General features: G+C 62.8%; 23 protein-coding genes and 1 pseudogene. 1 reads left to right on the plus strand and 23 read right to left on the minus strand.

Going from position 1 to position 21,999, the window contains the following annotated elements:
- Positions 1-295 precede the first annotated feature (295 nt).
- Positions 296-3,925 carry a suppressor of fused domain protein gene (locus J9789_RS17085; RefSeq protein ID WP_245185209.1) on the plus strand — a complete coding sequence of 1,210 codons (3,630 nt, stop codon included), beginning with the start codon at positions 296-298 and terminating at the stop codon, positions 3,923-3,925.
- A gap of 60 nt (positions 3,926-3,985) precedes the next feature.
- On the opposite strand, the gene fucO is transcribed toward J9789_RS17085, so the two are convergent.
- The 23 genes and pseudogenes from fucO to J9789_RS11430 form a co-directional block, all read right to left on the minus strand.
- On the minus strand, positions 3,986-5,134 hold the full coding sequence (gene fucO / locus J9789_RS11325; protein ID WP_209345430.1) for a lactaldehyde reductase: 1,149 nt from the start codon (positions 5,132-5,134) through the stop codon (positions 3,986-3,988).
- 125 nt (positions 5,135-5,259) lie between these two features.
- Entirely contained in the window at positions 5,260-6,618 is a 1,359-nt protein-coding gene (locus J9789_RS11330) for an NCS2 family permease (protein WP_209345431.1), read from the minus strand.
- 93 nt (positions 6,619-6,711) lie between these two features.
- Positions 6,712-7,635 (minus strand): CorA family divalent cation transporter, encoded by a 924-nt coding sequence (locus J9789_RS11335; RefSeq protein ID WP_209345433.1) that lies wholly within the window; start codon positions 7,633-7,635, stop codon positions 6,712-6,714.
- Between the two features lie 17 nt (positions 7,636-7,652).
- Positions 7,653-8,159: a EutP/PduV family microcompartment system protein gene (locus tag J9789_RS11340; protein ID WP_209345435.1), complete on the minus strand. Its 507-nt coding sequence runs from the start codon at positions 8,157-8,159 to the stop codon at positions 7,653-7,655.
- Positions 8,156-8,536, minus strand: coding sequence for a BMC domain-containing protein (locus J9789_RS11345; protein ID WP_209345437.1), 381 nt, complete (start codon positions 8,534-8,536; stop codon positions 8,156-8,158). Before J9789_RS11345 ends, J9789_RS11340 begins: the two co-directional genes overlap by 4 nt.
- Position 8,537: 1 nt before the next feature.
- Complete coding sequence (locus J9789_RS17420) at positions 8,538-8,783, minus strand: glutaredoxin family protein (protein ID WP_348633679.1); 246 nt, start codon at positions 8,781-8,783, stop codon at positions 8,538-8,540.
- Between the two features lie 84 nt (positions 8,784-8,867).
- A pseudogene (locus J9789_RS17425) lies at positions 8,868-9,401 on the minus strand (peroxiredoxin); the annotation flags it as partial.
- Between the two features lie 24 nt (positions 9,402-9,425).
- On the minus strand, positions 9,426-9,632 hold the full coding sequence (locus J9789_RS11355) for a hypothetical protein (protein WP_209345442.1): 207 nt from the start codon (positions 9,630-9,632) through the stop codon (positions 9,426-9,428).
- A 13-nt stretch (positions 9,633-9,645) separates the two neighbouring features.
- Positions 9,646-10,197 (minus strand): BMC domain-containing protein, encoded by a 552-nt coding sequence (locus J9789_RS11360; RefSeq protein WP_209345444.1) that lies wholly within the window; start codon positions 10,195-10,197, stop codon positions 9,646-9,648.
- Between the two features lie 40 nt (positions 10,198-10,237).
- Complete coding sequence (locus J9789_RS11365; protein ID WP_209345446.1) at positions 10,238-11,146, minus strand: hypothetical protein; 909 nt, start codon at positions 11,144-11,146, stop codon at positions 10,238-10,240.
- Positions 11,147-11,164: 18 nt separating this feature from the next.
- On the minus strand, positions 11,165-12,490 hold the full coding sequence (locus J9789_RS11370) for a 4Fe-4S dicluster domain-containing protein (RefSeq protein WP_209345448.1): 1,326 nt from the start codon (positions 12,488-12,490) through the stop codon (positions 11,165-11,167).
- 18 nt (positions 12,491-12,508) lie between these two features.
- Entirely contained in the window at positions 12,509-13,921 is a 1,413-nt protein-coding gene (locus J9789_RS11375; RefSeq protein WP_209345450.1) for an aldehyde dehydrogenase family protein, read from the minus strand.
- Between the two features lie 13 nt (positions 13,922-13,934).
- Entirely contained in the window at positions 13,935-14,921 is a 987-nt protein-coding gene (locus tag J9789_RS11380) for a cob(I)yrinic acid a,c-diamide adenosyltransferase (RefSeq protein WP_209345452.1), read from the minus strand.
- Positions 14,921-15,187, minus strand: coding sequence for a EutN/CcmL family microcompartment protein (locus tag J9789_RS11385; protein WP_209345454.1), 267 nt, complete (start codon positions 15,185-15,187; stop codon positions 14,921-14,923). Before J9789_RS11385 ends, J9789_RS11380 begins: the two co-directional genes overlap by 1 nt.
- Before the next feature lie 13 nt (positions 15,188-15,200).
- Entirely contained in the window at positions 15,201-16,019 is an 819-nt protein-coding gene (locus J9789_RS11390) for a flavoprotein (RefSeq protein ID WP_245185210.1), read from the minus strand.
- 22 nt (positions 16,020-16,041) lie between these two features.
- Entirely contained in the window at positions 16,042-16,869 is an 828-nt protein-coding gene (gene eutJ, locus J9789_RS11395) for an ethanolamine utilization protein EutJ (protein WP_209345456.1), read from the minus strand.
- An 18-nt stretch (positions 16,870-16,887) separates the two neighbouring features.
- Positions 16,888-17,547, minus strand: a complete 660-nt coding sequence (locus tag J9789_RS11400; protein ID WP_245185211.1) for a phosphate propanoyltransferase — start codon at positions 17,545-17,547, stop codon at positions 16,888-16,890.
- A gap of 18 nt (positions 17,548-17,565) precedes the next feature.
- Complete coding sequence (pduA, locus tag J9789_RS11405) at positions 17,566-17,841, minus strand: propanediol utilization microcompartment protein PduA (protein WP_087339333.1); 276 nt, start codon at positions 17,839-17,841, stop codon at positions 17,566-17,568.
- A 31-nt stretch (positions 17,842-17,872) separates the two neighbouring features.
- Complete coding sequence (locus tag J9789_RS17325; protein ID WP_280842688.1) at positions 17,873-18,577, minus strand: BMC domain-containing protein; 705 nt, start codon at positions 18,575-18,577, stop codon at positions 17,873-17,875.
- 4 nt (positions 18,578-18,581) lie between these two features.
- A complete protein-coding gene (locus J9789_RS11415) occupies positions 18,582-18,944 on the minus strand; it encodes a glycerol dehydratase reactivase beta/small subunit family protein (RefSeq protein WP_209345458.1) in 363 nt (120 codons plus the stop codon).
- A gap of 1 nt (position 18,945) precedes the next feature.
- The gene (locus J9789_RS11420) at positions 18,946-20,766 is read right to left on the minus strand and encodes a diol dehydratase reactivase subunit alpha (protein ID WP_209345460.1); all 1,821 of its coding nucleotides are present in this window, start codon (positions 20,764-20,766) and stop codon (positions 18,946-18,948) included.
- Between the two features lie 27 nt (positions 20,767-20,793).
- Positions 20,794-21,321: a diol dehydratase small subunit gene (locus J9789_RS11425; RefSeq protein ID WP_209345462.1), complete on the minus strand. Its 528-nt coding sequence runs from the start codon at positions 21,319-21,321 to the stop codon at positions 20,794-20,796.
- Between the two features lie 15 nt (positions 21,322-21,336).
- On the minus strand, positions 21,337-21,999 hold the full coding sequence (locus J9789_RS11430) for a propanediol/glycerol family dehydratase medium subunit (RefSeq protein WP_209345464.1): 663 nt from the start codon (positions 21,997-21,999) through the stop codon (positions 21,337-21,339).

A 21,999-nucleotide genomic window follows, 5' to 3' on the forward strand; every position in this document is an offset into this window, starting at 1 on the left:
TTGTCCTACAGTATATCAGATTTTCAGGCCGCTTAACAGCAGATGGAAAAACTTTTCTTCCGGCAAAACCGGTGGTTGCGCAGGCCGTCCCGCTCGTATATAATATAACTACCATTCTTTCAGATTGGTTCTTAATGGAGACCCGTCACTCATACATGGGAGTTCCCACTATGAACAGGACGCTTTGCCACAACCAAAGGCCGCGAAAAGCTGCCGCCGGACCATCGGCGGTTGGCTTTCCGCGGCCTTTTTGTACATGACAAGATTATCCCGGCCGGAGCAAGGAGGAAACCGCATGGAATTACTGGAGCAGTGCCAGCTTTGGAATCAGAACAATGAGTATCAGCGGATCATTGACGCACTGGAGGCCATCCCCGCTGAAAGCCGCACCCCCGAAATGGACAGCGAGCTGGCCCGGGCCTACAACAACATTGCCGGGCTGGAGGACAAAGCCCTCTTCCGAAAGGCCCTGGACCTTCTGAAGCCCCACGAGGACTATTTTAAAGGGGACCACTTCTGGAATTTCCGTATCGCCTACGCCTACTACTATCTGGACCAGGAGGGTCCTGCCCTCCGCTACTTCCAGCAGGCCCTGGAGGCCCGACCCGGCGATACCGACACCATGGAGCTCATCGAGAGCTGCCGCAAGTGCCTCACCCTGCCCCGGTTTGAGACCAGCTTTCTGGAGCGGACCCGGCAGGCCTGGCAAGCCTTTGAGGCGAGCGAAGCGGAACTGCGCCGCATCATGGATACGGATGCGGCGCGCCAGCGGGGCCAGGAGATAATTGCCCGGTGTGAGGAAATCCTGCATCCAGCATTGGCTGATGTCTCCTTCGAGCTGGGCTTCAACGGCAGCAAATATGAGCTGATCCTGACGCCGGAGGGGGTCCGGCTCAAGCTCTTTGAACTGGTGTGCTTCCAGCGTCACGCCCCCGCCGGGGTGCTAGAGCACTGGAACATCGTGGTGGGCCGCCAGCCCACCCCCGACTGCAGTCTGCGCATGGACGGCTGGGAGCTCTCCGGCGACGACGTGCAGGTGTGGCCGGAGCGGCTGGAGGGCGACCGGGTGGGGCTGACCCTCTACTGTGAAAAGCTGCTTCCTCTCCTCCGGGAGGATGAGGGCAAGGCCTGGTGGATGCTGTTCACCCTGACGGACCAGGCGCTGGGCGAGATCCCCCACATGCGCTATGTAGAGCGCTTCCAGGTAGCCGACCTTCCGCCGGAGGGGCCCTCCATCCCCCTCTCCAGGCTGTCCTCTGCCCTGGAGGACATGGGGCTCTGCCTGTCCCTGGACGCCCAGGGATATCTGGAGAGCTACACCACCTATCAGATGGAACCGGAACAGGACCCGGACGCCGATTGGCGGCTGGACATTTCCGTGGGCTCCACCTGCTGCACCCCGCTTATCAACGACTATCTCAGCGGCGAGAGCGATGGCATGGACGAGCTCCACCAAAACGGCGCGGTGGCCGGCTTCTTCTGCTATCCCCTGGAGGACTTTACCGGCGAGAACCGCAGCCAGCAGCTCTTCGCCTTCCGGGACGCACTGGAGGAGGCCCTTACCGCCCAGGCCGGTGAGGACGCCCTGACCCTCACCGGCGGCGCCACCGGTCTCTACTGCGGCTATGTGGACTTCATTGCCTGGGACCTGGATGCGGTGCTCAGCGCCGCCGCCGACTTCTTCCAGAACTCCCCCCTGTCCTGGGCCAGCTTCCACACCTTCCGTCGGGATGTGGGCACCGTCCGACTGCTGAGCCGGGACGATGAGCCGCCGGAGGTCCACCCGGAGACAGGCTCCCTCCTGTCTCCGGAGGACATTGCCACTCTGGAATCTTTTTCCGGCGACTCCAGAGGCTACTTTGGCCGGATGCTGGACTTCCTGCAAAACTTTATGAACGCCGGCGTGCAGGAGGGCCGCTTTACCAAACGGCAGGCCCGCCGGGACCTGCAAATCGCTCTGTGGTATGCCTATGCCTGCAACAATATGGACGAGTACCGCTTCTACTATCAGGCCGCCCAGTGGATGCCCGACTCCGAGGAGAACGCCAAGGGCTGCGCCACCTGGTACTACCGCTACTCCGCCGCGCTGATGTACTGCGGCAGACTGGAGGATGCCCAAAGGTATGCCGAGCTGGGCGCTCAGGAGGAGCCGGACTACCCCTGGATCTGGCTTCAGGTGGCCAAGCTGCGCAGCCACTTTGGGGACCCGGAGGGGGCCCTGGATGCCGTACAGCAGGGCCTGGCCCTGGAGCCCGGGGACTATGAGTTCCTCACCCTGCGGGGGGAGATTCTGGCTGGCGCCTCCCTGGAACAGATGGAGTACCACTGGATCAATCCCGATCTGGACCGGGCCCTCCAGGACGGTGCGGACGAGGGGGCCGACGAAAAGCTGCGCTCCATTTCCTGCATCACCACCGATCCGGATGGGCTTGCCGCCTTCCATCAGATTTTTGCCCCCGATCCGGAGGATTTTGAAACCGACACTCCCTACTGCACCTTCCACCGCTCTGTCCAGGGCCACGAGGTGGAGGTGGTCTTCCGCATGAATCAGGCAGGCCTTTCCAAGCAGCAGCCCCAGTGGTTGGCCACTCAGAAGGCCCGACTGGACAGCGGCAGCTGGCTCACCTGGACCACACCCCAGGAAGAACGCTGCACCCTGGAGACTGTTCTCCTTGACTTGGACAACCAGGTCACCCTGCTGTACAGCCACACCGCTGGGAAGGTGAAACGGTACTTCTATGTCCGCCTGGAGGAGGACGGCACCCCCGGCGACTGGGAGGAACTCAACACCAAAGCCGCCCCCGCCGTGGAGCACTACACCGAGGCCGAGATGGAGGCGGTGGAGGACCACATCACACGGTATTTCGGCCCCTTTGAGAACGTGTGGCACGAGCTGGAGTCCCCGGACATCCACGTGGACATCTGCCTGATCCCGCCGGGAGAGGACCGGGATTACTACACCCTGGTGACCATGGGTATGGGTGCCCACGCCATGCATGTGCCCCAAGAGCTGGCCGAGCACAAGCTGGAGCGGGCGGAGCTGGCCATCGCCCTGCCGCCGGACTGGAAGCTGGACCAGGAGTCCCTGGCCGATGAGAACTGGTACTGGCCGGTCCGCCTGCTGAAGATCCTGGCCCGGCTGCCCATCAGCTCGGACACCTGGCTGGCCTGGGGCCACACCATGGACAACCAGGAGCCCTTTGCCGACAGCACCCAACTGAGCGCCGCCATTCTGGTCGCTCCCCAGCGGGTGGAGGAGGAGGGCTTTGTCTGCACCCTGCCCAACGGGGAGGAGGTCAACTTCTACCAGGTGATCCCCCTCTACTGGGAGGAGCTGCAATATAAACTGTCCCACAGCGCCGACGAGCTGCTGGAGCGCATGGAGGGCGTCAGCTTTGTGGTCAGCCCCGACCGTCCCAATGCGCTGGAGGGCGTAGCCATGTCAGAGGAAGATGGATTGCTGGACGACGGCGCCGGTCACCTGCAATCTATCCGTGAGAAGCACCTGCCGGTGGACGAGCTAGCCGCCTACCACCACATGGCTATCTATCTGCGGTGGTGCATCGAGCACGACCTCATGAGCCTGGCCTTCCTGGAGCAGTACGGCAGTCTTGTCCAGCGCTTCCAGTCCGACTTCTCCCACCTGGATCTCAGCGCCTTTATCCGGGACGAGTTGAACGGCACCCTACCCCTGGCCCTCTTCGACCAGGAGGGGCAGGCTTTCGGCTGCTTCTACTACGGCGGAGCGGGCGACTGCTCCTACCCTGCCGACGTGGATGACTATGCCCTGCGCTATTTCGGCCCAGAGCGCTGCGCCGGAGAATTTCAGGACGAAGCCTACCTCTTCCTCCCCCATGACGAGGCCTGCTACCAGGCCCTGGCCGCCATCATCCAGCAGCGGTGGGACCACTGGAGCGAAGCATAAAACCGCAAACAAAAAACCGCTGTCCCAGCTCAAAAGCTGGGACAGCGGTTTTTTGTTTGGTTACATCAGACCTCTGTAGAGGGCCTCGATCTCCTCCACGCTGGTGTCTCTGGGATTGCCGGGGCAGCAGGCATCGGCGAAGGCGGACTCCGCCAGGAAGTGCACGTCCTCTTCCTTCAGGATGCCCTTCAGGTCGGCGGGGATACCCACATCGGCGGAGAGCTGCTTGACAGCAGCAATAGCGGCCTTGCGGGCCTCCTCCAGCGGCATCTCGTCGATGCCAGCCACGCCCATGGCCTTGCCGATGGCCCGGTAGCGCTCGCCGGAATAGTCGGCGTTGTACTCCAGACCGGTGGGCAGCAGGATGGCGCAGGCTACGCCGTGGGGGGTGTCATACAGGGCGGACAGGCCGTGAGCCATGGAGTGGACAATGCCCAGGCCCACATTGGAGAAGCCCATACCGGCGATGTACTGGCCCAGAGCCATACCCTCCCGGCCCTCGGGGGTGTTTTCCACCGCGCCCCGCAGGTTCTGGGAGATGAGGCGGATGGCCTCCAGGTGGAACATGTCGGAGATGGCGCAGGCACCCTTGGTAATGTAGCCCTCGATGGCGTGGGTCAGAGCGTCCATACCGGTGGCGGCAGTCAGGCCCTTGGGCATGGAGGACATCATGTCGGGATCCACCACGGCCACCTCGGGGATGTCGTTGGCGTCCACGCACACGAATTTACGCTTCTTCTCCACGTCGGTGATGACGTAGTTGATGGTCACCTCAGCGGCAGTACCGGCAGTGGTAGGCACGGCAATGGTAAACACCGCGTGCTTCTTGGTGGGGGCCACACCCTCCAGAGAGCGCACATCGGCGAACTCCGGATTGTTGATGATGATGCCCACCGCCTTGGCGGTGTCCATGGCGGAGCCGCCGCCAATGGCCACGATGCAGTCGGCGCCGGAAGCCTGGAAGGCGGCCACGCCGCTCTGCACGTTCTCAATAGTGGGGTTTGCCTTGATGTCGGTATATACCTCATAGGCAAAGGCGGCCTTGTCCAGCAGATCGGTCACCTTGGCCACCACACCAAAGCGAACCAGATCCGGGTCGGTGCACACCAGTGCCTTCTGATAGCCCCGGGAAGTGAGCTCAGGCACGATGTTTTCGATCGCACCCTTTCCATGATAAGAAATCGTATTCAGGACAATGCGGGTCGCCATAACATGATCCCCTTTCACAAATTGTGGGTTAGCTGAAATCCAGCTATAACCTATCACAACTTGTTTCCCAAAACAAGGTCACGGCAACAAAAGGCACCATATGCGCAAAATATGGAATCCTCTGCTCAGACCAGATTGCCCAGCAGGTATTTGAAGATGAATACCAGGGAAATGCCGTAGGTGAGCAGGGACACCTCCCGGCCCTTCCCCCGGACCAGCTTGATGATGCTGTAGCTGATGAAGCCGAAGGCGATGCCGTCGGAAATGGAGTAGGCGAAGGGCATAACCGCAATGGTCAGGAAGGCAGGCACAGCACACTCCATGTCGTCCCAGGGGATGGAGATGGCGCTGCGCATGGTGAGCACACCCACGATGATGAGCGCGGGCGCGGTAGCGGCGGCCGGGATGATACCCGCCACCGGAGCCAGAAACACCGAGAACAGGAAGAGCACGCCCACCACCATGGAGCTCAGGCCGGTGCGGGCACCCTCGGCGATGCCGGTGGAGGACTCGGCGAAGGTGGTGACAGTGGAGGTGCCGATGCAGGCGCCGCAGCAGGTGGCCAGGGCGTCGGCAATCAGAGCCCGGTCGCCCCGTCCGTCCTCATCGGCCAGCCCCGCGTTGGCGGACAGGCCCACCAGGGCCCCCAGGGTATCGAAGCAGTCCACAATGGCAAAGCTGATCACCGCCGTCAGCAGGGGCAGCAGGCCCTTGCTGAACACGCCGCCCAGGTCCAGCTGGAAGAACACCGGGGCCAGGGTCACATGCTCCATGGTGACGGTCTCGGGGATCTGGGTCACCCCGGCGGGCAGTCCCAGCAGGGTAGTTACCAGGATGCCGATGACCACCGCACCCTTGACCCGGAAGGCCATCAGAATGGCGGTAAGCAGCAGGCCCACCAGGGTGAGCAGGCCCTGGGCGTTCCACACCCGCTGCCCGTCCACCACCATGGACAGCTGCAGGGCGGGCACCGCGCCGCTGATGGAGATGAGCCCCACGTTAAGCAGGCCGATAAAGGCAATAAACAGACCGATGCCCGCCGAGATGGCGTGCTTCAGAAAATCCGGAATGGAAGCGATCAGCTGTTTCCGCAGGGGCGACACCGAGATGGCCAGGAAGAGCAGGCCGCTGAGCAGCACAATGGCCAGGCCCTCCTGCCAGGTATAGCCCATACCCAGGCAGACAGTGTAGGTGAAAAAGGCGTTGAGTCCCATACCGGGGGCCTGGGCGAAAGGCACGTTGGCCAGCAATCCCGTCAGGAAGCAGCCGATGGCCGCCGACACACAGGTGGCCACCAGCACTGGCCCCCACAACTCCGCCGGCATGGCCGGGAAAAAGGGTTCCGCCGCGGTACCCACATTGGCACACAGGGTATTGGGGTTGACGAAGATGATGTAGGCCATGGCAAAAAACGTGGTGATACCGCCGATCACCTCACGCCTCACCGTACTGCCTCGCTGGGAAATCGAAAAGAACCGTTCCATATGACTCCTCTCCTTACCTCTCAGGGATATGCACCAGCCTCAAAGAGAATATACCGCCGCAGAATGTGCGGCGGTATAGTTACTCTCTTATGGTCACTTCTCTTCCTGCGCTTCCATGGTCCGGACCGGCTCCTCCGCCGTCAGCTTCTTGCGGTGGAACCCCAGCGAATAACGCCGCCGTCCCGGCTCCAGGGGCTGTTCCACCCGCCGGTTGGTGCGATATTTGAGACTGGCACCCACCGACAATCCGCCGATGGCCAGTCCTCCCACCACACCCAAAATGGGATTGACCGCCAGCAGACCGCCGAATAGGAAATTCAGGGTAACGCCCACCAGGGAGATGATACTCAGCAGGCGGGCACTGCGGTTGATGTTGTTGTTGACAATGGACGTATAAGTATCAAAGTCCTTGATGACGGTATTCTTGGTCAGTTCGTACCGCTCCTCCAGGAACTTGAATTCCAGCATGACCTGGCCCTGGAGCACGTAGCTGTTCTGCATCTGCATGGGATAGTAGCCCTTGTCGATGTGGGCCAGGATCTCCTTCACCGCAATGACCATGTTGCCGCACTGGGTATAGCTGCGCCGGAAATCCAGCAGCTGATAGGTGCCGGTGTTGTCCAGCCGGTTGTCCAGATTATCCTCCAGCTGCTTCATGGCGTCGGCACAGCCGGAAATATAGGCGGACAGGTCCTGTATCTTGAATTGCAGGGCATACATCAGCAGCTGGCCGATGTACTTGACCTGTTTGTCCGCCAGAAAGCGGACAAAGCTGCCGGTGGGCGACTCCTCCAGCACCACATTGGTGTCCACCTGCCGCAGGCGAAGGACGCCGGGCTCGCTGTGCAGGCCGTAGAGCAGTTCCAGCACCAGGTTGTCTCCCTCCAGGTACATCCGGTCCTGGGTGACCTGCAGCTCCACCGGGGCGGTAAACACACAGTAGGAACTGCCCGCCAGGCCCTCCGCCTCGCTGTAGCGTCCGCGGTTCATGGCCAGAAGAAATGTATGGGTATCCAAGGGGTATCCTCCTCGTCTCAAAGGGCGCCGTATTTATCCGACAACACGGTCCGGGGCCGCTCGGCCTCCTCCTCCGAATCCCAGGGCAGCACATCCCCCGGCTCCCGCAGGTAGTTGAGGATCTGCCAGATCCCCTCCCCGGTGTAGGAACTCACGTGGAAAATGGGATTGCAGCCCGCCAGGGCCAGCCAGTTGTGGGCCCGTTCCGGGTTGCCCCCCTCGTGGTCGATCTGGGTCACGATCCCGATCACCGGCCGGTTGCAGCAGGCGGTGACACAGGGGGGATAGAGGGAATAGGGCTCGGTGGCGCTGAGCAGCAGCCCCACCACGTCGGCCTCATAGGTATACAAAGCCAGGGCCTTGGCCAGGGTGGCGTTCTCCGCGTACTCCCCCGGCGTGTCGATGACCACGTCGTAGTGGTTGATGTACTGGGTCTTGTGGTAGTGGATCACGTCACCCTTCAGCGCCTGGGTCAGGGTGGTCTTGCCGCACTCACTGCGGCCCATCAGAATGATCTTTTTCATGTCCGCGTAATCTCACAGATGGTGAAGCCCAGGTGGTTTTTCAGGTAGGTGACGATGGCAGAGATGGCAGTCTGCACATTGGAGATGCGCCCGGTAAAGATGAGGGTGCCGCTGAAGCGGTCGATAAAGCCCATCTCCACCTTGGAGCTTTTTATGGCGATATCTCCGGCGATGACCGAGATCTCCGAGGGGGTCATGCTCAGGATGCCGATGGCCGCCTGCTGGTAGTCCACGTTGGGGTTCAGGCCCAGCTTCTGATAGATGATCTCGTCAGGGCTGGCAATGATGTGGGCCAGGGTGACCTGTTTGCCGGGCACCATTTCCTGAACGATGCGCATCTTGCCTTCCTGCACCCGTCCAAAGTCCATCAGATCCATCTTACTTCACCTCATCCCGTCCGTCCAGGCCCAGAGCCGCCTTGATGCGGGGCATGTCATACCCCACGATCTCCTCACCGTCGATGACGGTGACCGGCAGTCCGGTATAGCCTCTCAGTTTCATAAAAGCCTGACCTGCCTTGTCGTGGGACAGGTCAAACTCCTCATAGTCCACGCCGGTCTGCCGCAGGAATTCCTTCACGCTGCGGCAGTAGCTGCAGGTGGGCATGGTATAGATGCGTACCATGGCATCTCTGGCCTTCTGGGAGACCGGCAGCTGCTGGGGAACCTGGGGATGGAGATTCTCCTCCCCCGCCTCCCAGCCCGCGGCGCACAGTCCGCCGGTCTGAAGGGCGGCCAGCACCCGCAGTACCTCCTCGGGATTGCGGCCGATGTTGTTGTCATGGATTACACTATACCGCACTTTCTGCTCCGGGTCAATGAGGAAGAGCCCGCGCAGGGCCACGCCCTCCTCCTCCAGCAGTACGCCGTAGCTGTCGCACACCCGCAGGGTCTGGTCGGCCGCCATGGGATAGCCCAGCTTTCCCAGGCCGTTGCGCTGCCAGGCCAGGTGGGTGTACACGCTGTCGGTGCTGACGCTCAGAAGCTGGGCGCCCGCCTTCTGGAAATCCTCCAGCCGGTCGGAAAAGGCCGTCAGCTCTGTGGGGCAGACAAAGGTAAAGTCCATGGGATAGAAAAAGAGCACCAGCCACTTTCCGGCATAATCAGACAGGCTGACCCGCGTAAAATGCTCTCCGTCTGCCGCCAGCGCCTCCATGGAAAACCAGGGGGCCTTTTTCCCGATCAATCGTTCCACACAGCTCACATCCTTTTCTATGCATGCCGCCCCGCCGGAGCAAAACATGCTCCGGCGGGACGGACGGTTTGATTACTTCTCAGGCTGATAAAAGCACTGATTGCAGTCCTCTGTGTTCTGCTTCGCCTGCTCTTCAGGCTGATAGAAGCACTGGGCGCAATCCTCAGGGGTTTCAGCCTCCGGGGCATGGTAGGGACTCTGGGGGATATCCTTCTTCTCCCTGTCCTGCTTCCGGTTGGGTGCCGGGTAGTGACAGTTGGGGCAATCCTGTGCAGTCATTGCAGTCAACCTCCTAGTTGGACAGTTTTTCGATCAGGCCGGGATGGGGGGATGGAATTACGCAGCTGCTGGTAATATCCCCCGTCTCCTCCAACTGATGCATGGCAGCTTTTACCGCCGAACGGACCGAGGAGACCTCTCCTGTCAGCAGGATAAAGCCCTTGCCGCCCAGACCTCTGGCGATGCGGATCTCCATCAGGGTGACGTTGGCGGCCTTGGCAGCCAGATCACCGGCCTGCACGGCAGTCAGTGCGGTCATGGTCTCGATCATGCCGATGGCCGCCGTCCGCTCCACCTCCGCCGTGCCCACAATGGCCGCGGGGACCGAGTCGTGGACGTTGTTGATGATGTGGTGGCCGACCAGATAGACACCCGCCATCTGCATCCCGCTCTCCATGGCACTCTTTACCGCACCCACTGCTCCGCAGATAATAATAACATATTTTCCGGGGCAAGTGGGACTGGCAGTCAAAAGTTCTACATTGGCCGCCTTCAGCACCGCGTCCGCAGTCTCCACGCCCACGGGGATGCTCTTCAGTTCCAGTAATCCGATGGACTTTCCCATAACAGGCCTCTTTTCCTCAGAATTCCCGAACTTATGCCGGTCAGATCACGCTGGCAATGGCGTTGATGATGATGGTAAGAATGAAAATGGTAGTAGCGGGGGGATCGATATGGGTGTCGCAGTGGCTGTTCAGGGTCTTACCCACCAGATCGCCCAGCAGGGAGCCCAGGATACCGAACAGCACGCCCAGCAGGAAGCCGGCCTCACCCCAGGCCTGGATGCCGGCGCAAGCGGCCAGAGCAGAAGGCAGGAAGATGTGGTGGCTGGCGGGGGTGGCAAAGCCGGTCTGGGTGAAGATCAGGGTGATGGCGGCAAAGCCGAAGCAGATGATGGGGAAGATGCCGAAGGCGGCGGTGTTGCCGCTCTGGAACAGGACCACGGCCAGGCCGCTGACCACAATGCCGATGCCGCCGCCCAGGACCACGTTGTACACGAAGCCCTTGCCGGAGGAGAACCACTCGCGCTTGCCGGTGCCGGTGTACTTGCCGGTGAGACCGGTCTTACCGAAGAGCAGACGGGTCACGATGGCCAGGATAAACACGGTGATGCCGGGCAGGTCGGTGGTAGCGGGGCCGGCGTTGCCGATGACGGGCAGCATGCCGATGCCGTAGCTGACCAGATAACCCAGAACGCCGAAGATGCCGCCCACCAGGATGACATCGGGCTCACCCAGGCCGTTCAGGGAGGACAGGATATCGGTGCCGGAGGCAAGCTTGCCCTTCTTACCGGCGTAACCGGCAGCGGCCACGCCGCCGGCGAATGCGATGTGGGGACCCACAAAGGAACCGAAGGCCAGCATGCCAACGGCAATGTCGCCGCCCACACCCGCCGCAGTGAGCACGCCGCCCACCAGAGCGAAAATACCGGTCATGATAAACGCAGGGAGAGCGCCCATATATGCGCCGATGATACCGCCGCCAAATGCAGCGACCAGAGCGAACAGATCCATAAACAATACCTCTCTTCCTTATTGCCGAATAACGATCTCTTTTTCGGTAATAGCCGCCACAGTGCCCGACAGGCTGGCATGGAGGTTGGCCCCCAGTTTACCTTCGGGAATGACAGCAATGAGGGCGCCCCGTTCCACCCGGTCCCCTTCCTTCACCACAGGCTGAGCCGGTGCGCCCACGCCCTGACTCAGGGGGAGGGTCACCGATGTGCTGTGGAGCTGGATCTCTTCCATGGGAGCCGGCACATCATAGGCGCTCAGGCCCAGCTGCTGGATCAGCTTGTGGACCGGATAGCGCTTGAAGGAGCGGAAAGGAGCGGCCTGCTGGGGCTGCTCGTGGAGGGAATTGCGTACCCCTTTCTTGCCCATCTCGCCTTTGAGCATGCCGTTGAGCTTCCAGGGCTGGAGGCCCATGACGCAGGCGTACTCGCACAGGCGGCAACCGCAGCAGAGATAGGCGTTCATCGGGGTGTAAGTGGGATCGCACAGGGAGCCGTAGGCCGCCAGGCGCATCATCTTGTGGGGCTGGATGCGGTGTCCCAGCAGGCCCCGGGGGCAGACCTCGGAGCACAGGGAGCACTGCATGCAGGCCGCGCCCGCGTCCCGCAGCATCTGGGGCACACTGCGGTTCAGGCTGTTCAGCAGCGGGTGGCCCTCCGGCACCACGATCAGGCCCTTGGTGGTTTTGGTCACCACACTGTCGGGGGACACCACCTTGCCCATCATGGGGCCGCCGTTGACCACCTGCCAGCGATCCACCACGGGACCGCCGGCCAGTTCCAGCATCTGTGCCACCGTGACGCCCAGGGGCACCTTCACGGTCTTGGGGGTGCGTACCGCACCGGTGATGGTAACGTACTTCTCCGTGACCGGAGTGTGGGTACGTACCGCAGCAAGCACGTTGAGAGCCGTCTCCACGTTGCTCACCACCACCCCCACATTCAGGGGGATACCACCCTCCGGAACGATGCGCCCGGTCACCTCATAGACGATGACCTGCTCGTCGCCGGCGGGGTAGAAGCCCCCCATTTTGTGGATGGACAGCTTGGGGTGGGCGGGAAGCGCCCGCTCCAGGGCCTCTACCGCGGCGTGGTAGTGCTCCTTGAGAGCCACCACGCCGCGCTGGGCCCCGACCTGCTCCACCAGCAGGTCCAGCGCCTCCAGCAGCTGCTCGGCCTGACCGGCCATCAGCTGCTGATCCACACGGAGCAGGGGCTCACACTCCGCCCCGTTGATGATGACCGTATCTGCCTGGGCCTTCAGCTTCACATGGGTGGGGAAGCCGGCGCCGCCGGCCCCCACCACGCCAGCCTGTTCCACCAGGCCGATGAGATTCTCCTGCATATGGCCCAAACCTCCGTTTTATCGCACGTCCATACCGCCCACCAGGACGCAGCGACGGCGGCGGGCAAAGGACTTGGCGGATGTCAGTCCCTCTCCGGTGGGACCGGCGATGGTAAAGGTGGTATAGCCCTCGCCGCCCACGCCGATGCCGGCGTAGGAGGGGCCGTTCTTCACAAAGATCGTGGTCTGGATCAGCTTGGCCATCTTGGTCAGCTTCTCCACGTTGCGGGAGTGCATCATGGCGGTGTGGCGGTTGCCATGCTCCACACGGACGGCCATGTCGATGGCCTGGTCCACGTCAGGCACACGCACCAGGGGCAGAATGGGCATCATCAGCTCCACCTGCACGAAGGGGTGGTCCTCGGTGGTCTCCATGAGGATGACCTTCACGTCGTCGCCCACGTTGATGCCAACCTGCTCCAGGATGTACTTGGCGCTCTTGCCCACGTAGTCGGTGACAGGGCTCTTGCCCTCCTTGGTCACCAGGCTCACCAGCTTGTTGATGAGCTCGGGATCCTTGACCTCATAGGCGCCGTGCTTCTTCATGTTGAAGATCAGGTAGTCGGCCACGGAATCCACCGCGATGATCTCCTTCTCAGCGATGCAGGGCAGGTTGTTGTCGAAGGAGCAGCCGTCCACGATGTCCTTGGCGGCCTTCTCGATGTCGGCGGTCTCATCCACCACCACGGGGGGATTGCCGGCGCCGGCGCCGATGGCCTTCTTGCCGCTGGAGAGCACCGTCTTCACGATACCCGGGCCGCCGGTGGCCACCAGCATGCGGATCTTAGGATGATTCATCATGGCGTTGGTGTTGGCGATGGAGGGCTCGGACACGGTCACCACCAGGTTGGCCGGCGCACCCGCCACGGCCAGCGCCTTGTTGATGAGGCGGACCAGGTGGAGGGAGACCTCCTTGGCCCGGGGATGGGGGCTGAACACCACTGCGTTTCCGGCGGCCAGCATGCCGATGGAATTGCAGATGATGGTCTCAGTGGGGTTGGTGGTAGGAGTAATGGCGCCGATGACGCCAAAGGGAGAGTACTCCACCAGGGTCAGGCCGTCGTCGCCGGTCATGGCGTCGGTGGTCAGATCCTCGATGCCGGGAGTCTTGACCGCCGCCAGGCGGTTCTTGATCAGCTTATAGGCGTAGCCGCCCATACCGGTCTCCTCCACGGCCTTGCGGGAGATGTACTCCAGGTTTTCCTGATCCTGCACCACGTCCCGGATGGCCTGCACATATTTGGCACGGTCATGCATGGAGCGGCCCAGATACTCCTGCTGAGCGACGACAGCGGCGCCAACCGCCTCGTCCATAGTTTTGAACACGCCCCACTCGCCGCCGCAGCAGCTGCTTTCCTGGGGCTGCTGATCTTCCAACTGGGAGAGCACCTTTTTTACGATGGACTCCACAACAGCTTCATCAAGGTTCATTGTATATTCCTCCTTACAGGGACATTGCCCAGCGGGCGATCTCCATATCCTGTTCCACCGTGCCGCCGGAGACGCCTACGCCTCCAACCACTTTCCCGTTCACCTTGTAGGGGAAGCCGCCGCCGAACAGGACGATCTTGCCGGGAATCGCCGTCTCGATGCCATACAGCGGCCCGTTCTGCCCGGCCGCCTGGCCCAGCTCATGGGTCGCCATCTTCAGCGCGCTGGCCGTATAGGCCTTCCCGGCCGCGATCTCCACGCTGGCCAGAAGGGCGCCCTCCATTCGCTGGAGGAGCACCAGATTACCGCCCTGGTCCACAGCCGCGAATACCACCGGTACCCCCAGCTGCTCCGCCTTCTCTTCCGCCCGCTTGGCCATCTTCTGCAGCGTGGCCAGGCTAAAGGGCGGCATAGCTTCTGTCCGGTTCCCGGCCATCTGCTCCCGCACAACGGCGGTCACCTTCTCCCGCAGCCGCTCCTCCTGCACCAGGTCCTCCTGGAGCCGGGCCAGCGCGTAAATGGCGTCGGACAACCGGTTTACGTAGCGGGATACCACCTGCCGCACCGGGTAGCGCTGGGCCAGGGTGACAATATGCCGCTCCCCCCGGCGCACGATGGTGCGGGCCACATGGAGGGCCGCGGAACAGGGGTCCACGCCGGGAATGACAAAGTGGGTCTGTCTGCCGGTGGTCTGGGTACAGGTGTCCACCACCTGCTCCAGGAAGGCCACGTCCTCCTCCGAGATCAGGCCCTTCAGCTTGGCCATGCCGTCTTCATCGCTGGCCAGCTCGGCGCCCAGGGAAAACAGCCTGCCCTGAATGGTGTGCAGGGTGGTGCGGATGTACTCCCGGTCGGTCTGTGCGTAGGCCAGACCCAGCATGGAGTTGGCTTCGTCGATGGTACCGTAGCACTCCACCCGGGGGCTGTCCTTGCTGACCCGGGTGCCGCCTACCAGGCTAGTCTGACCCTTGTCGCCGGTCTTGGTATATAAGTTTGCCATCAGCCCACCTCAACCGTATCCACAATTCCTACAATGGAGGTGTCTACCGGGGCCTCGCCCTTTCCGAAGACGTAGCGGGCGGAACTGCCCTTACAGACGATCACAATCTCGCCGACGCCGGCACCCACGGAATCCACAGCAACCTCGCTGCTGCCGTCCCGCTCCAGGCGCTCGGTCAGCTTTTCCACAACCAGGAGCTTCATGCCCACCAGATGCTCGTTCTTGCTGGTGGAGACTACGGTCCCGATCACTCTACCCAAATACATAGTGTCACCTGCTTTACGTCTCTTTTCGGATGGTGATCCCCCGGCGGCGGGCGTCATCGGCTGCCAGCTGGGTGATCAGAGCGTGGGGCTCCACCCACACCGTACTGCCGGAGGGGCAGCCGGCCAGCTGCTGACCGCCGATCACATGGCCCTTGAGCCGGATGGTATTGACTGCCTGCTGCTGGGTGGAAGCCTGTTTCCCGGTATTGCCGCCCATGGGGAAGCGTGCTGCCATGGCCCGCTTGACCGCCTGATCCAGCCGGTCCGCGGAGGTCAGCCGCGCTCCATAGGCGCGCAGGGTTTCCAGATTGCCCCGCAGGGTCTGCTTCAGGGGCTCGGCCATGCGGAAGCCCCGCCTGGCCCGCTCGCGGTGGTCCGGACAGCAGCCGTCGGTAGCCAGGATCACATCCTTGCCCCGCATCAGGCCGTCCAGAATCACCGCTGCCGCCGGCGTATCCGCCATGCAGGCCGCCACGTGGGCGGCGGTGCGGACGGTGGTCGCCGGCACAATAATGGTATCGTACTGTTTGGTGAGCGCCTCCGGTGTGTCGCCCGGTGTGCCGATCCAAAGCTCCTCCGGTTCCAGCGCAGCGCGGATGGCCTCCACGTCCAGCAGGCCGGCGGCACTCTGGGAGAGCAGCACACGGAAGGTGTAGCCGTCAGCCCGCAGGCGGCTCATAGCCTCCAGGGCCTCTCCGGCGCTGATGTTGGAACCGGTGTACACCACCAGCGCCTGCTTCATCCGCGCCAGGAGCTTCACCACCACCCGCTGGGCCAACTCCTCCACCAGGAGGGTCTCCCGCACCAGGCTGTTCAGCTGCTCGTTCGTCAACGGTCCTCACCTACTTTTGCTGTTACTGTGTACAGTTCACGGCAATGCCCAGGGGGGTCACCAGCAGCGGGGCCGCCGGCTTGATCACCGGCACGCCCAGGCACTTCTCAAAGGTCTGCTCAAACTGGGTGAAGCAGCAGGCGCCGCCCACCACATAGATCTGGTCCACCGGGTAGTCCTTCAGATAGCGTCCCACGATGGAGGCCATCTTTTCCACCACCGGCTTGACCACCGGGAATACCCGGCTCTCCTGGGCCGGGTCCCGCTTGGCCTGCTCGGCCTCCTGGATGCTCCAGCCGTGGAAGCCCGCCAGCACCAAAGTCATATGGGTGCCGCCGGTGGGTTCGTCTCCGGTAAAGATCACTTTGCCGTCCTTGAGAATGCTGATGCCCGTGGTACCGCCGCCTACGTCCACCACAGCGCCGTCCGTGATGCCAAGCACCGAGGCCGCCGCCGTGGGTTCGTCCACGACGTTGGTGAGGCGGAAGCCCGCCCCCTCTACCACGTTTCCGATCACCCGCACATTGCCTTCGATAATTCCGGGCGGTATGGCGCAGGCGCCGACCTCCAGGGTGGTCCCCAACCGGGCTTCCAGCTCATCTTTCAGCCGGGTCACCGCGTTCAACGCGCCGATGTAGTCCACCACGATGCCATCCCGCACCACGGTGGACGGATAAGTGGCCCCGGCGATCGGCCGGTCGTGTTCATCCACCACGGCCAGCACGATGTTGGCTGTGCCCAGATCCACCCCTGTCCGCAGTTGGCCCTCCCAGGGATTGCAGCTGCCGGTTTCGATCAGCCGCTCAAACTCCAGCAGGGTCTCGTTGCATGTTGTCAGCTCCTGCCCCATGGCCCATCCTCCGTTGCTTTAGTCTTCTACAAAGAAGGCCCGGTCACCGGTCTTGACGCCCAGTGCATTGGCCTCCTCCACGTCGATGTGCATTTCCAGCGCGTAGCTCTCCGAAACACGGACCAGCACGTTGCACAGCAATGCGCCCCGCAGGCCCTCAATTCGGGTCTGCACGTACTGGCCGTCCCGGTATCCCAGCCGCCGGGCGATGTCCGGCGTCATGTGGATATGCCGCAGCGCGGCGATGACGCCACGCTCCTTTTTCACGCTGCCCTTGGGTCCGATGATCTCGATGCCGGGGGTATTCTCCAGCTGGCCGGACTCCCGCACCGGGGGCTTCACCCCCAGCACAAAGCCGTCTGCCACGGAGATCTCCACCTGGGTCTCCCCACGCAGGGGGCCCAGAACACGCACCCGGTTCAGTTCCCCCTTGGGGCCCCGGATGGTCACGGTCTCCTCCGCGGCGTACTGGCCGGGCTGGCCCAGCATCTTTTTCACCGTCAGCTCACTGCCGGGACCAAAGAGGGCATCCATATCCGCCCGATCCAGATGGATGTGACGGTTGGATACCCCGATGGGGGTGGAGCGCTCCAGTTGCTCCTGCTCCTGGAGCGCCTCCACCACCAGGCGGGTGATCTGACGGACAACGTCCTGGTATTCCATTCCGATTTTGCCCATACCAGATCCCTCTTACGATTACTGCAGCTTGGGCAGGATCTTCTCCACGTCGGTGTGAGGACGGGGAATCACGTGCTGAGACACGATCTCGCCCACCTTCTCAGCGGCGCAGGCGCCGGCGTCCACGGCGGCCTTGACCGCGCCCACGTCGCCACGGACCATGACGGTCACCAGGCCGGAGCCGATCTTCTCATAGCCGATCAGAGTAACATTAGCGGACTTGGTCATGGCATCGGCAGCCTCAATGGCGCCAACCAGGCCTCTGGTCTCGATCATACCGAGCGCTTCACCCATAGTGATAACCTCCTAAAGTCGTTACGTGTTCTTATTTGGATTGATTGGATTTGTTTCTGCTTTTGCGGCTCCGCCGGGAGGAGGAACCGGTCTGTACCTCCGCGCCGGGCTGCGGCGCGGGTTCAGCGGGCTCCGCCGGTTCCGGCGGTACCGTCTCCTCCTGAGCCTCCTCCACGGGGGGCTGCTCTGCAGCTTCCTCCGCCGGAAGGGCCTCTTTCGGCTCTTCGGGCTCCTCCGGGCTTTCCGGCTGAGCGGGAACCTCAGGTTCTGCCGGCTGTTCCGGCTCCACAGGGGGCTCGGGTTCCTCCGGCTCTCCCGGCTCCTCCGGTGCCTCCTCGGGAGCCTCAGCCTCTGCCGGGGTCTCCGGTTCCGCAGGGGTCTCGGGCTCCGGCGGCGGAGTAGGGGTATGGGGCGGCTCCGGCCCCTCGGGGGGCTCAGGCCGCTGGTCGCCCACCGTGTCCGCGGTGTGGATCAACTGCTCCAGGCTGCTGGAAGGGCGAGCGATCACACGGGTACTCACCACCCGGTTGACCTTGCCGGCGGCAATTCTGGCGGCATCTACGGCGGCTTTCACCGCGCCTACGTCGCCCTGTACCTTGATGACCGTCCAGCCGCCGCCCTTGGTAAGCTCGTAGCCCACCAGTTCCACGTTGGCCGACTTCACCGCGGCGTCCGCGGCCACCACACCGGCGGCCAGACCCTGGGTTTCGATGAGTCCCAAACTTTTCTGCTGCATATGTTCACCTCCTGTCCAGAGCCTTCAGCGGCAACTTCTTTACCAGCCGCGCCGCGTTGGCTCCCAGTGCCCGGGCCTGGGCAGGCCCGGCTTGGGCAGAGATGCGGAATAATGGCTGATCCTGCTCCAGCTTATTGTAGTGAAGGACGATCCACTGGTCGTCGGCCCCCACCCCAACCTCCAGGTTGGAGCTCTTGGCCGCCTCCCAGGCCAGGGACAGGGCGTTTCCGTCCTGCATCTGGTCCAGCTTCCAGGGGATGCCCTCCTCCTCCATGCCCAGCTCCACCTCACGAAGGACCAGGCGGTCGGCCTGAGCCGTGTGGAAGAAGTGGATCATGGGCTTGCGGATCTCATGGGACATGGGCATGTCAGGCCCTCCCTTCCGTCAGGGAGAGCACCAGGCCGGTTGCCACCGCGTTGCGGGGGCCCTCGGTGCCCCGGATGTTGCCCCGGCCAGCCACCACCTTGTACTGAGACAGGGCGTCGGTGACCATCTGAGGCACCTCAAAGTCCAGGGCGGAGCCGCCCACCAGCACTACGAACTGGATCTCCCGCACGTTGCCGGTGGGGCTGACCCGGGTCAGGGCCCGGATGGCGTTGGTGACGAACACCTTCTGCTTGGCCTGCTGGCGGATGAGCTTGATGCGCTCCATGGACAGGTCCCCTTCCAGAGGGATGAAGTTGCCCTCCTTCAGGATGACCACCTTGGCAAAGAGCCGGGGGTCCAGGGGCTGCTGGAAGAACTCCACGGTGCCGTTTTCATGGCGGATGTGGAACAGGCTCTCCACCTTGGCCAGGGGATACTTTTTGATATCCTCCGCCGTGTCGAAGTCGGGCAGGCCCATCTCCGACTGGATCAGCAGGGTGACCATGTTGCCGGCGCCCGCCAGATGGATGGAGTGGATCTCACCCTCCGGGTTGATGATGGATGCGTCAGTGGAACCGGCACCCATGTCCAGGATGGCCAGGGGCTTGTTGGTGCCCGGGGTGGTCAGAGCGCCCCGGATGGCCATGTCGGCCTCCACGCCGCCTACCCGGACCGGTACGCCGATCTGCTCGGAAAATTCCTTGGCGATGGCCTCCATCTGGAGCCGGTCGGCCTTGACCATGGCGGCGATGCCTACAGCGTTCTCCTGAGAGAACTCGTTGGCCAGGCCGCCCTGCACCTTCTGGGGGGTAAAGGTATCCACCGCCAGCAGGTCCTGGATCTTGATGTCTCTGGGGTGCTGGTTGGTCAGGTTGGCCATAACCTGGCGGACCTTCTCCAGCATGCCGCCGGCATTGGTGCCAGGCTCGCCCCGCACATCCTCCAGGGTGGGGATGGACTCCACCGCCTTCATGATGCGCTCAGCTCCGGCATCCACATCTACCTTGACGCTGCGGTTCTGGCCCATCAGCTCCATGGAGCCGGCGGGGATCTTGCGCTCCTTCACGTCACCGGCGGGGGTCTTGATGACCACCGCGGAGCGGTTGCCGATGAGGGCCCGGGCGATGGGCACCACCTGCCGGGTCTCCTCCGAGGACAGGCCGAACAGGGTTGCGATGCCGTAGGGATTGGAGAGCACCTCCACCACGCCGCCGGCCGAGGCCACCTCCACCGCCGAGCGCATGCCCAGGGGAACCTTGTCCACCAGGGCCACCTCGTCCACGATGGGGATCTTCCGGTCCAGACGGTTGTGGATGAGCACGCCGTCGTCCCGCTGCACGATAGCGGCGGTCACCTGACGGCTGCCGGCGCTGCCCCGGTTGATGAGCCGGGCGGCCTCCTCAAAGTCCACCGACTTGGGGACCACTGCGATGTAGTCCTTGCCGCCGGGGGCGTGCTCCAGGTCGGTGATCAGGATGGTCTCTCCCACACCCACACCCATACCGCCGGGAGTGGCGGGGTTATGGCCGATCATGGTGGACTCGGTGATGATGGTCTCGGTAATGGTCTCCATGGCCACATCGCCGATGACGGGGGCGGCCTCATTGAGCCGCACCTCGCTCAGGTCCTGAATGGTGTACCCCGCCTTCTCCAGGGCGTCGTTCAGGGAGTGGAAGATACCGTTGATATTCTGCCGGGTGCCCTTGATGCCCGTGGTAGGCACCGTGCCGCTGGCCAGGAACACCGCGCGGCCGCCCTCCAGACGGGCCAGAGCCGTTTCCGTGGTCGCGTTTCCAATGTCAATGCCTGCGACAAGTTTCATGGGGCGCCTCCTGACTCTGGTGCATGATTAGAATTTCTTCAGTCTGCCGCGCTTCTCGTAGACTTCGGCGGCCTCGCGCACCAGGGTGGCGGCGGTCTTGGCCCCGTACTTGCCGTCCAGCTCGTTGGCGATCTCCAGCAGCTCCTCCTTGGTGGAGCGGTAGGGACGCAGGGCGTTGTAGATCTCCAGCAGACGCTCGTCGGGCACGGCAATCAGCTCGGCGGCCCGGCGCAGGTTGCCGGCAAAAGCCTCGCGGTGGACGGACTCGGCCACCTGAGCCTGCATCTCCAGGGTCTCGGGAGCGATACGCATGTCGTCGGCAGTCAGTTCACCGTTGATGACCTTCTCATAGCTGAGGGAGGTGAAGTCCTTGCCGGTGGGAGTCTTGATCTTGTCGGCCATGCTCTCGGCCAGGGGGTAGTTGGCGGCGGTGACCTTAGCGCCGGTGCTGCAGCAGCCGGCGGGGGCGGCGGGAGCCGCGGGAGCGGTGGTGCCGTTCTTCATGGCAGCCATGACCTGCTCCACGATCTGCTTCATCAAAAGTTCCTGATCCATAAACTTGCTGCCTCCTTACTGGAACGAGACCGAAACGGCCTGCGGCTTCTTGTTGTTGTCCACCAGCTCGGTCTCCTTGATGTGGAGCAGAGCGGACAGAGCCTGATAGGTGGGGCGGGCCATCTGATCGTTCTTGGTGGGAACGGGAGTGGGGGCCTCACCCTTGGCGTACTTGGCGGCGTTCTTGCCGATCTTGCGGTAGGTCTCCAGGTCGATCAGGGGCGCCTGAGAGAACAGCTCCAGGTTGGACAGGGGGGGCAGATCCTTCTGATGGATCACGGTGGTGCCCTTGGACTGGATGCCGATGCCGATGCCGGAGCCGGAATACTCGGCGGCGTCATGGGCGATAAAGGAGACGTCGGAGGTGCGGTACACCTTGATGACGCGCCACTTCAGGCCCTCCTCCTCGATGCCGGCGATGATCTCGCGCAGCACCTTATCGTGAGGCAGGTCCACGATGGTCTTGGTCTGCTTGGTGCCGAAGGCGGGAGCCAGACCGATGACCACCTCGTCGGCGGCGGAGCCCTTGCGGGCCTCTCCATCCTCAGCCACGGTCAGCTTGCCGGCGGCGGGAACGGTGGAGGCGGCGGGGGCGGCGGCAGGCGCGCTCTGAGCGGCGCCCATCTCTTTGAGAACTTCTTCAATCACACTGCGCAGCGTGTTTTCATCAAACGTCAT

The organism is Flavonifractor sp. AGMB03687 (assembly GCF_017811815.1).
GTDB lineage: Bacteria > Bacillota > Clostridia > Oscillospirales > Oscillospiraceae > Flavonifractor.

Excerpts from the sequence above, each read along its gene's own strand:
- J9789_RS17085 (WP_245185209.1), top strand. The coding sequence starts at position 296 with ATGGAATTACTGGAGCAGTGCCAGCTTTGGAATCAGAACAATGAGTAT.
- fucO (WP_209345430.1), bottom strand. The coding sequence starts at position 5,134 with ATGGCGACCCGCATTGTCCTGAATACGATTTCTTATCATGGAAAGGGT.
- J9789_RS11330 (WP_209345431.1), bottom strand. The coding sequence starts at position 6,618 with ATGGAACGGTTCTTTTCGATTTCCCAGCGAGGCAGTACGGTGAGGCGT.
- J9789_RS11340 (WP_209345435.1), bottom strand. The coding sequence starts at position 8,159 with ATGAAAAAGATCATTCTGATGGGCCGCAGTGAGTGCGGCAAGACCACC.
- J9789_RS11345 (WP_209345437.1), bottom strand. The coding sequence starts at position 8,536 with ATGGATCTGATGGACTTTGGACGGGTGCAGGAAGGCAAGATGCGCATC.
- J9789_RS17420 (WP_348633679.1), bottom strand. The coding sequence starts at position 8,783 with ATGGTACGCATCTATACCATGCCCACCTGCAGCTACTGCCGCAGCGTG.
- J9789_RS11355 (WP_209345442.1), bottom strand. The coding sequence starts at position 9,632 with ATGACTGCACAGGATTGCCCCAACTGTCACTACCCGGCACCCAACCGG.
- J9789_RS11360 (WP_209345444.1), bottom strand. The coding sequence starts at position 10,197 with ATGGGAAAGTCCATCGGATTACTGGAACTGAAGAGCATCCCCGTGGGC.
- J9789_RS11365 (WP_209345446.1), bottom strand. The coding sequence starts at position 11,146 with ATGGATCTGTTCGCTCTGGTCGCTGCATTTGGCGGCGGTATCATCGGC.
- J9789_RS11370 (WP_209345448.1), bottom strand. The coding sequence starts at position 12,490 with ATGCAGGAGAATCTCATCGGCCTGGTGGAACAGGCTGGCGTGGTGGGG.
- J9789_RS11375 (WP_209345450.1), bottom strand. The coding sequence starts at position 13,921 with ATGAACCTTGATGAAGCTGTTGTGGAGTCCATCGTAAAAAAGGTGCTC.
- J9789_RS11380 (WP_209345452.1), bottom strand. The coding sequence starts at position 14,921 with ATGGCAAACTTATATACCAAGACCGGCGACAAGGGTCAGACTAGCCTG.
- J9789_RS11385 (WP_209345454.1), bottom strand. The coding sequence starts at position 15,187 with ATGTATTTGGGTAGAGTGATCGGGACCGTAGTCTCCACCAGCAAGAAC.
- eutJ (WP_209345456.1), bottom strand. The coding sequence starts at position 16,869 with ATGGGGCAGGAGCTGACAACATGCAACGAGACCCTGCTGGAGTTTGAG.
- J9789_RS11400 (WP_245185211.1), bottom strand. The coding sequence starts at position 17,547 with ATGGGCAAAATCGGAATGGAATACCAGGACGTTGTCCGTCAGATCACC.
- pduA (WP_087339333.1), bottom strand. The coding sequence starts at position 17,841 with ATGGGTGAAGCGCTCGGTATGATCGAGACCAGAGGCCTGGTTGGCGCC.
- J9789_RS17325 (WP_280842688.1), bottom strand. The coding sequence starts at position 18,577 with ATGCAGCAGAAAAGTTTGGGACTCATCGAAACCCAGGGTCTGGCCGCC.
- J9789_RS11415 (WP_209345458.1), bottom strand. The coding sequence starts at position 18,944 with ATGCCCATGTCCCATGAGATCCGCAAGCCCATGATCCACTTCTTCCAC.
- J9789_RS11420 (WP_209345460.1), bottom strand. The coding sequence starts at position 20,766 with ATGAAACTTGTCGCAGGCATTGACATTGGAAACGCGACCACGGAAACG.
- J9789_RS11425 (WP_209345462.1), bottom strand. The coding sequence starts at position 21,321 with ATGGATCAGGAACTTTTGATGAAGCAGATCGTGGAGCAGGTCATGGCT.
- J9789_RS11430 (WP_209345464.1), bottom strand. The coding sequence starts at position 21,999 with ATGACGTTTGATGAAAACACGCTGCGCAGTGTGATTGAAGAAGTTCTC.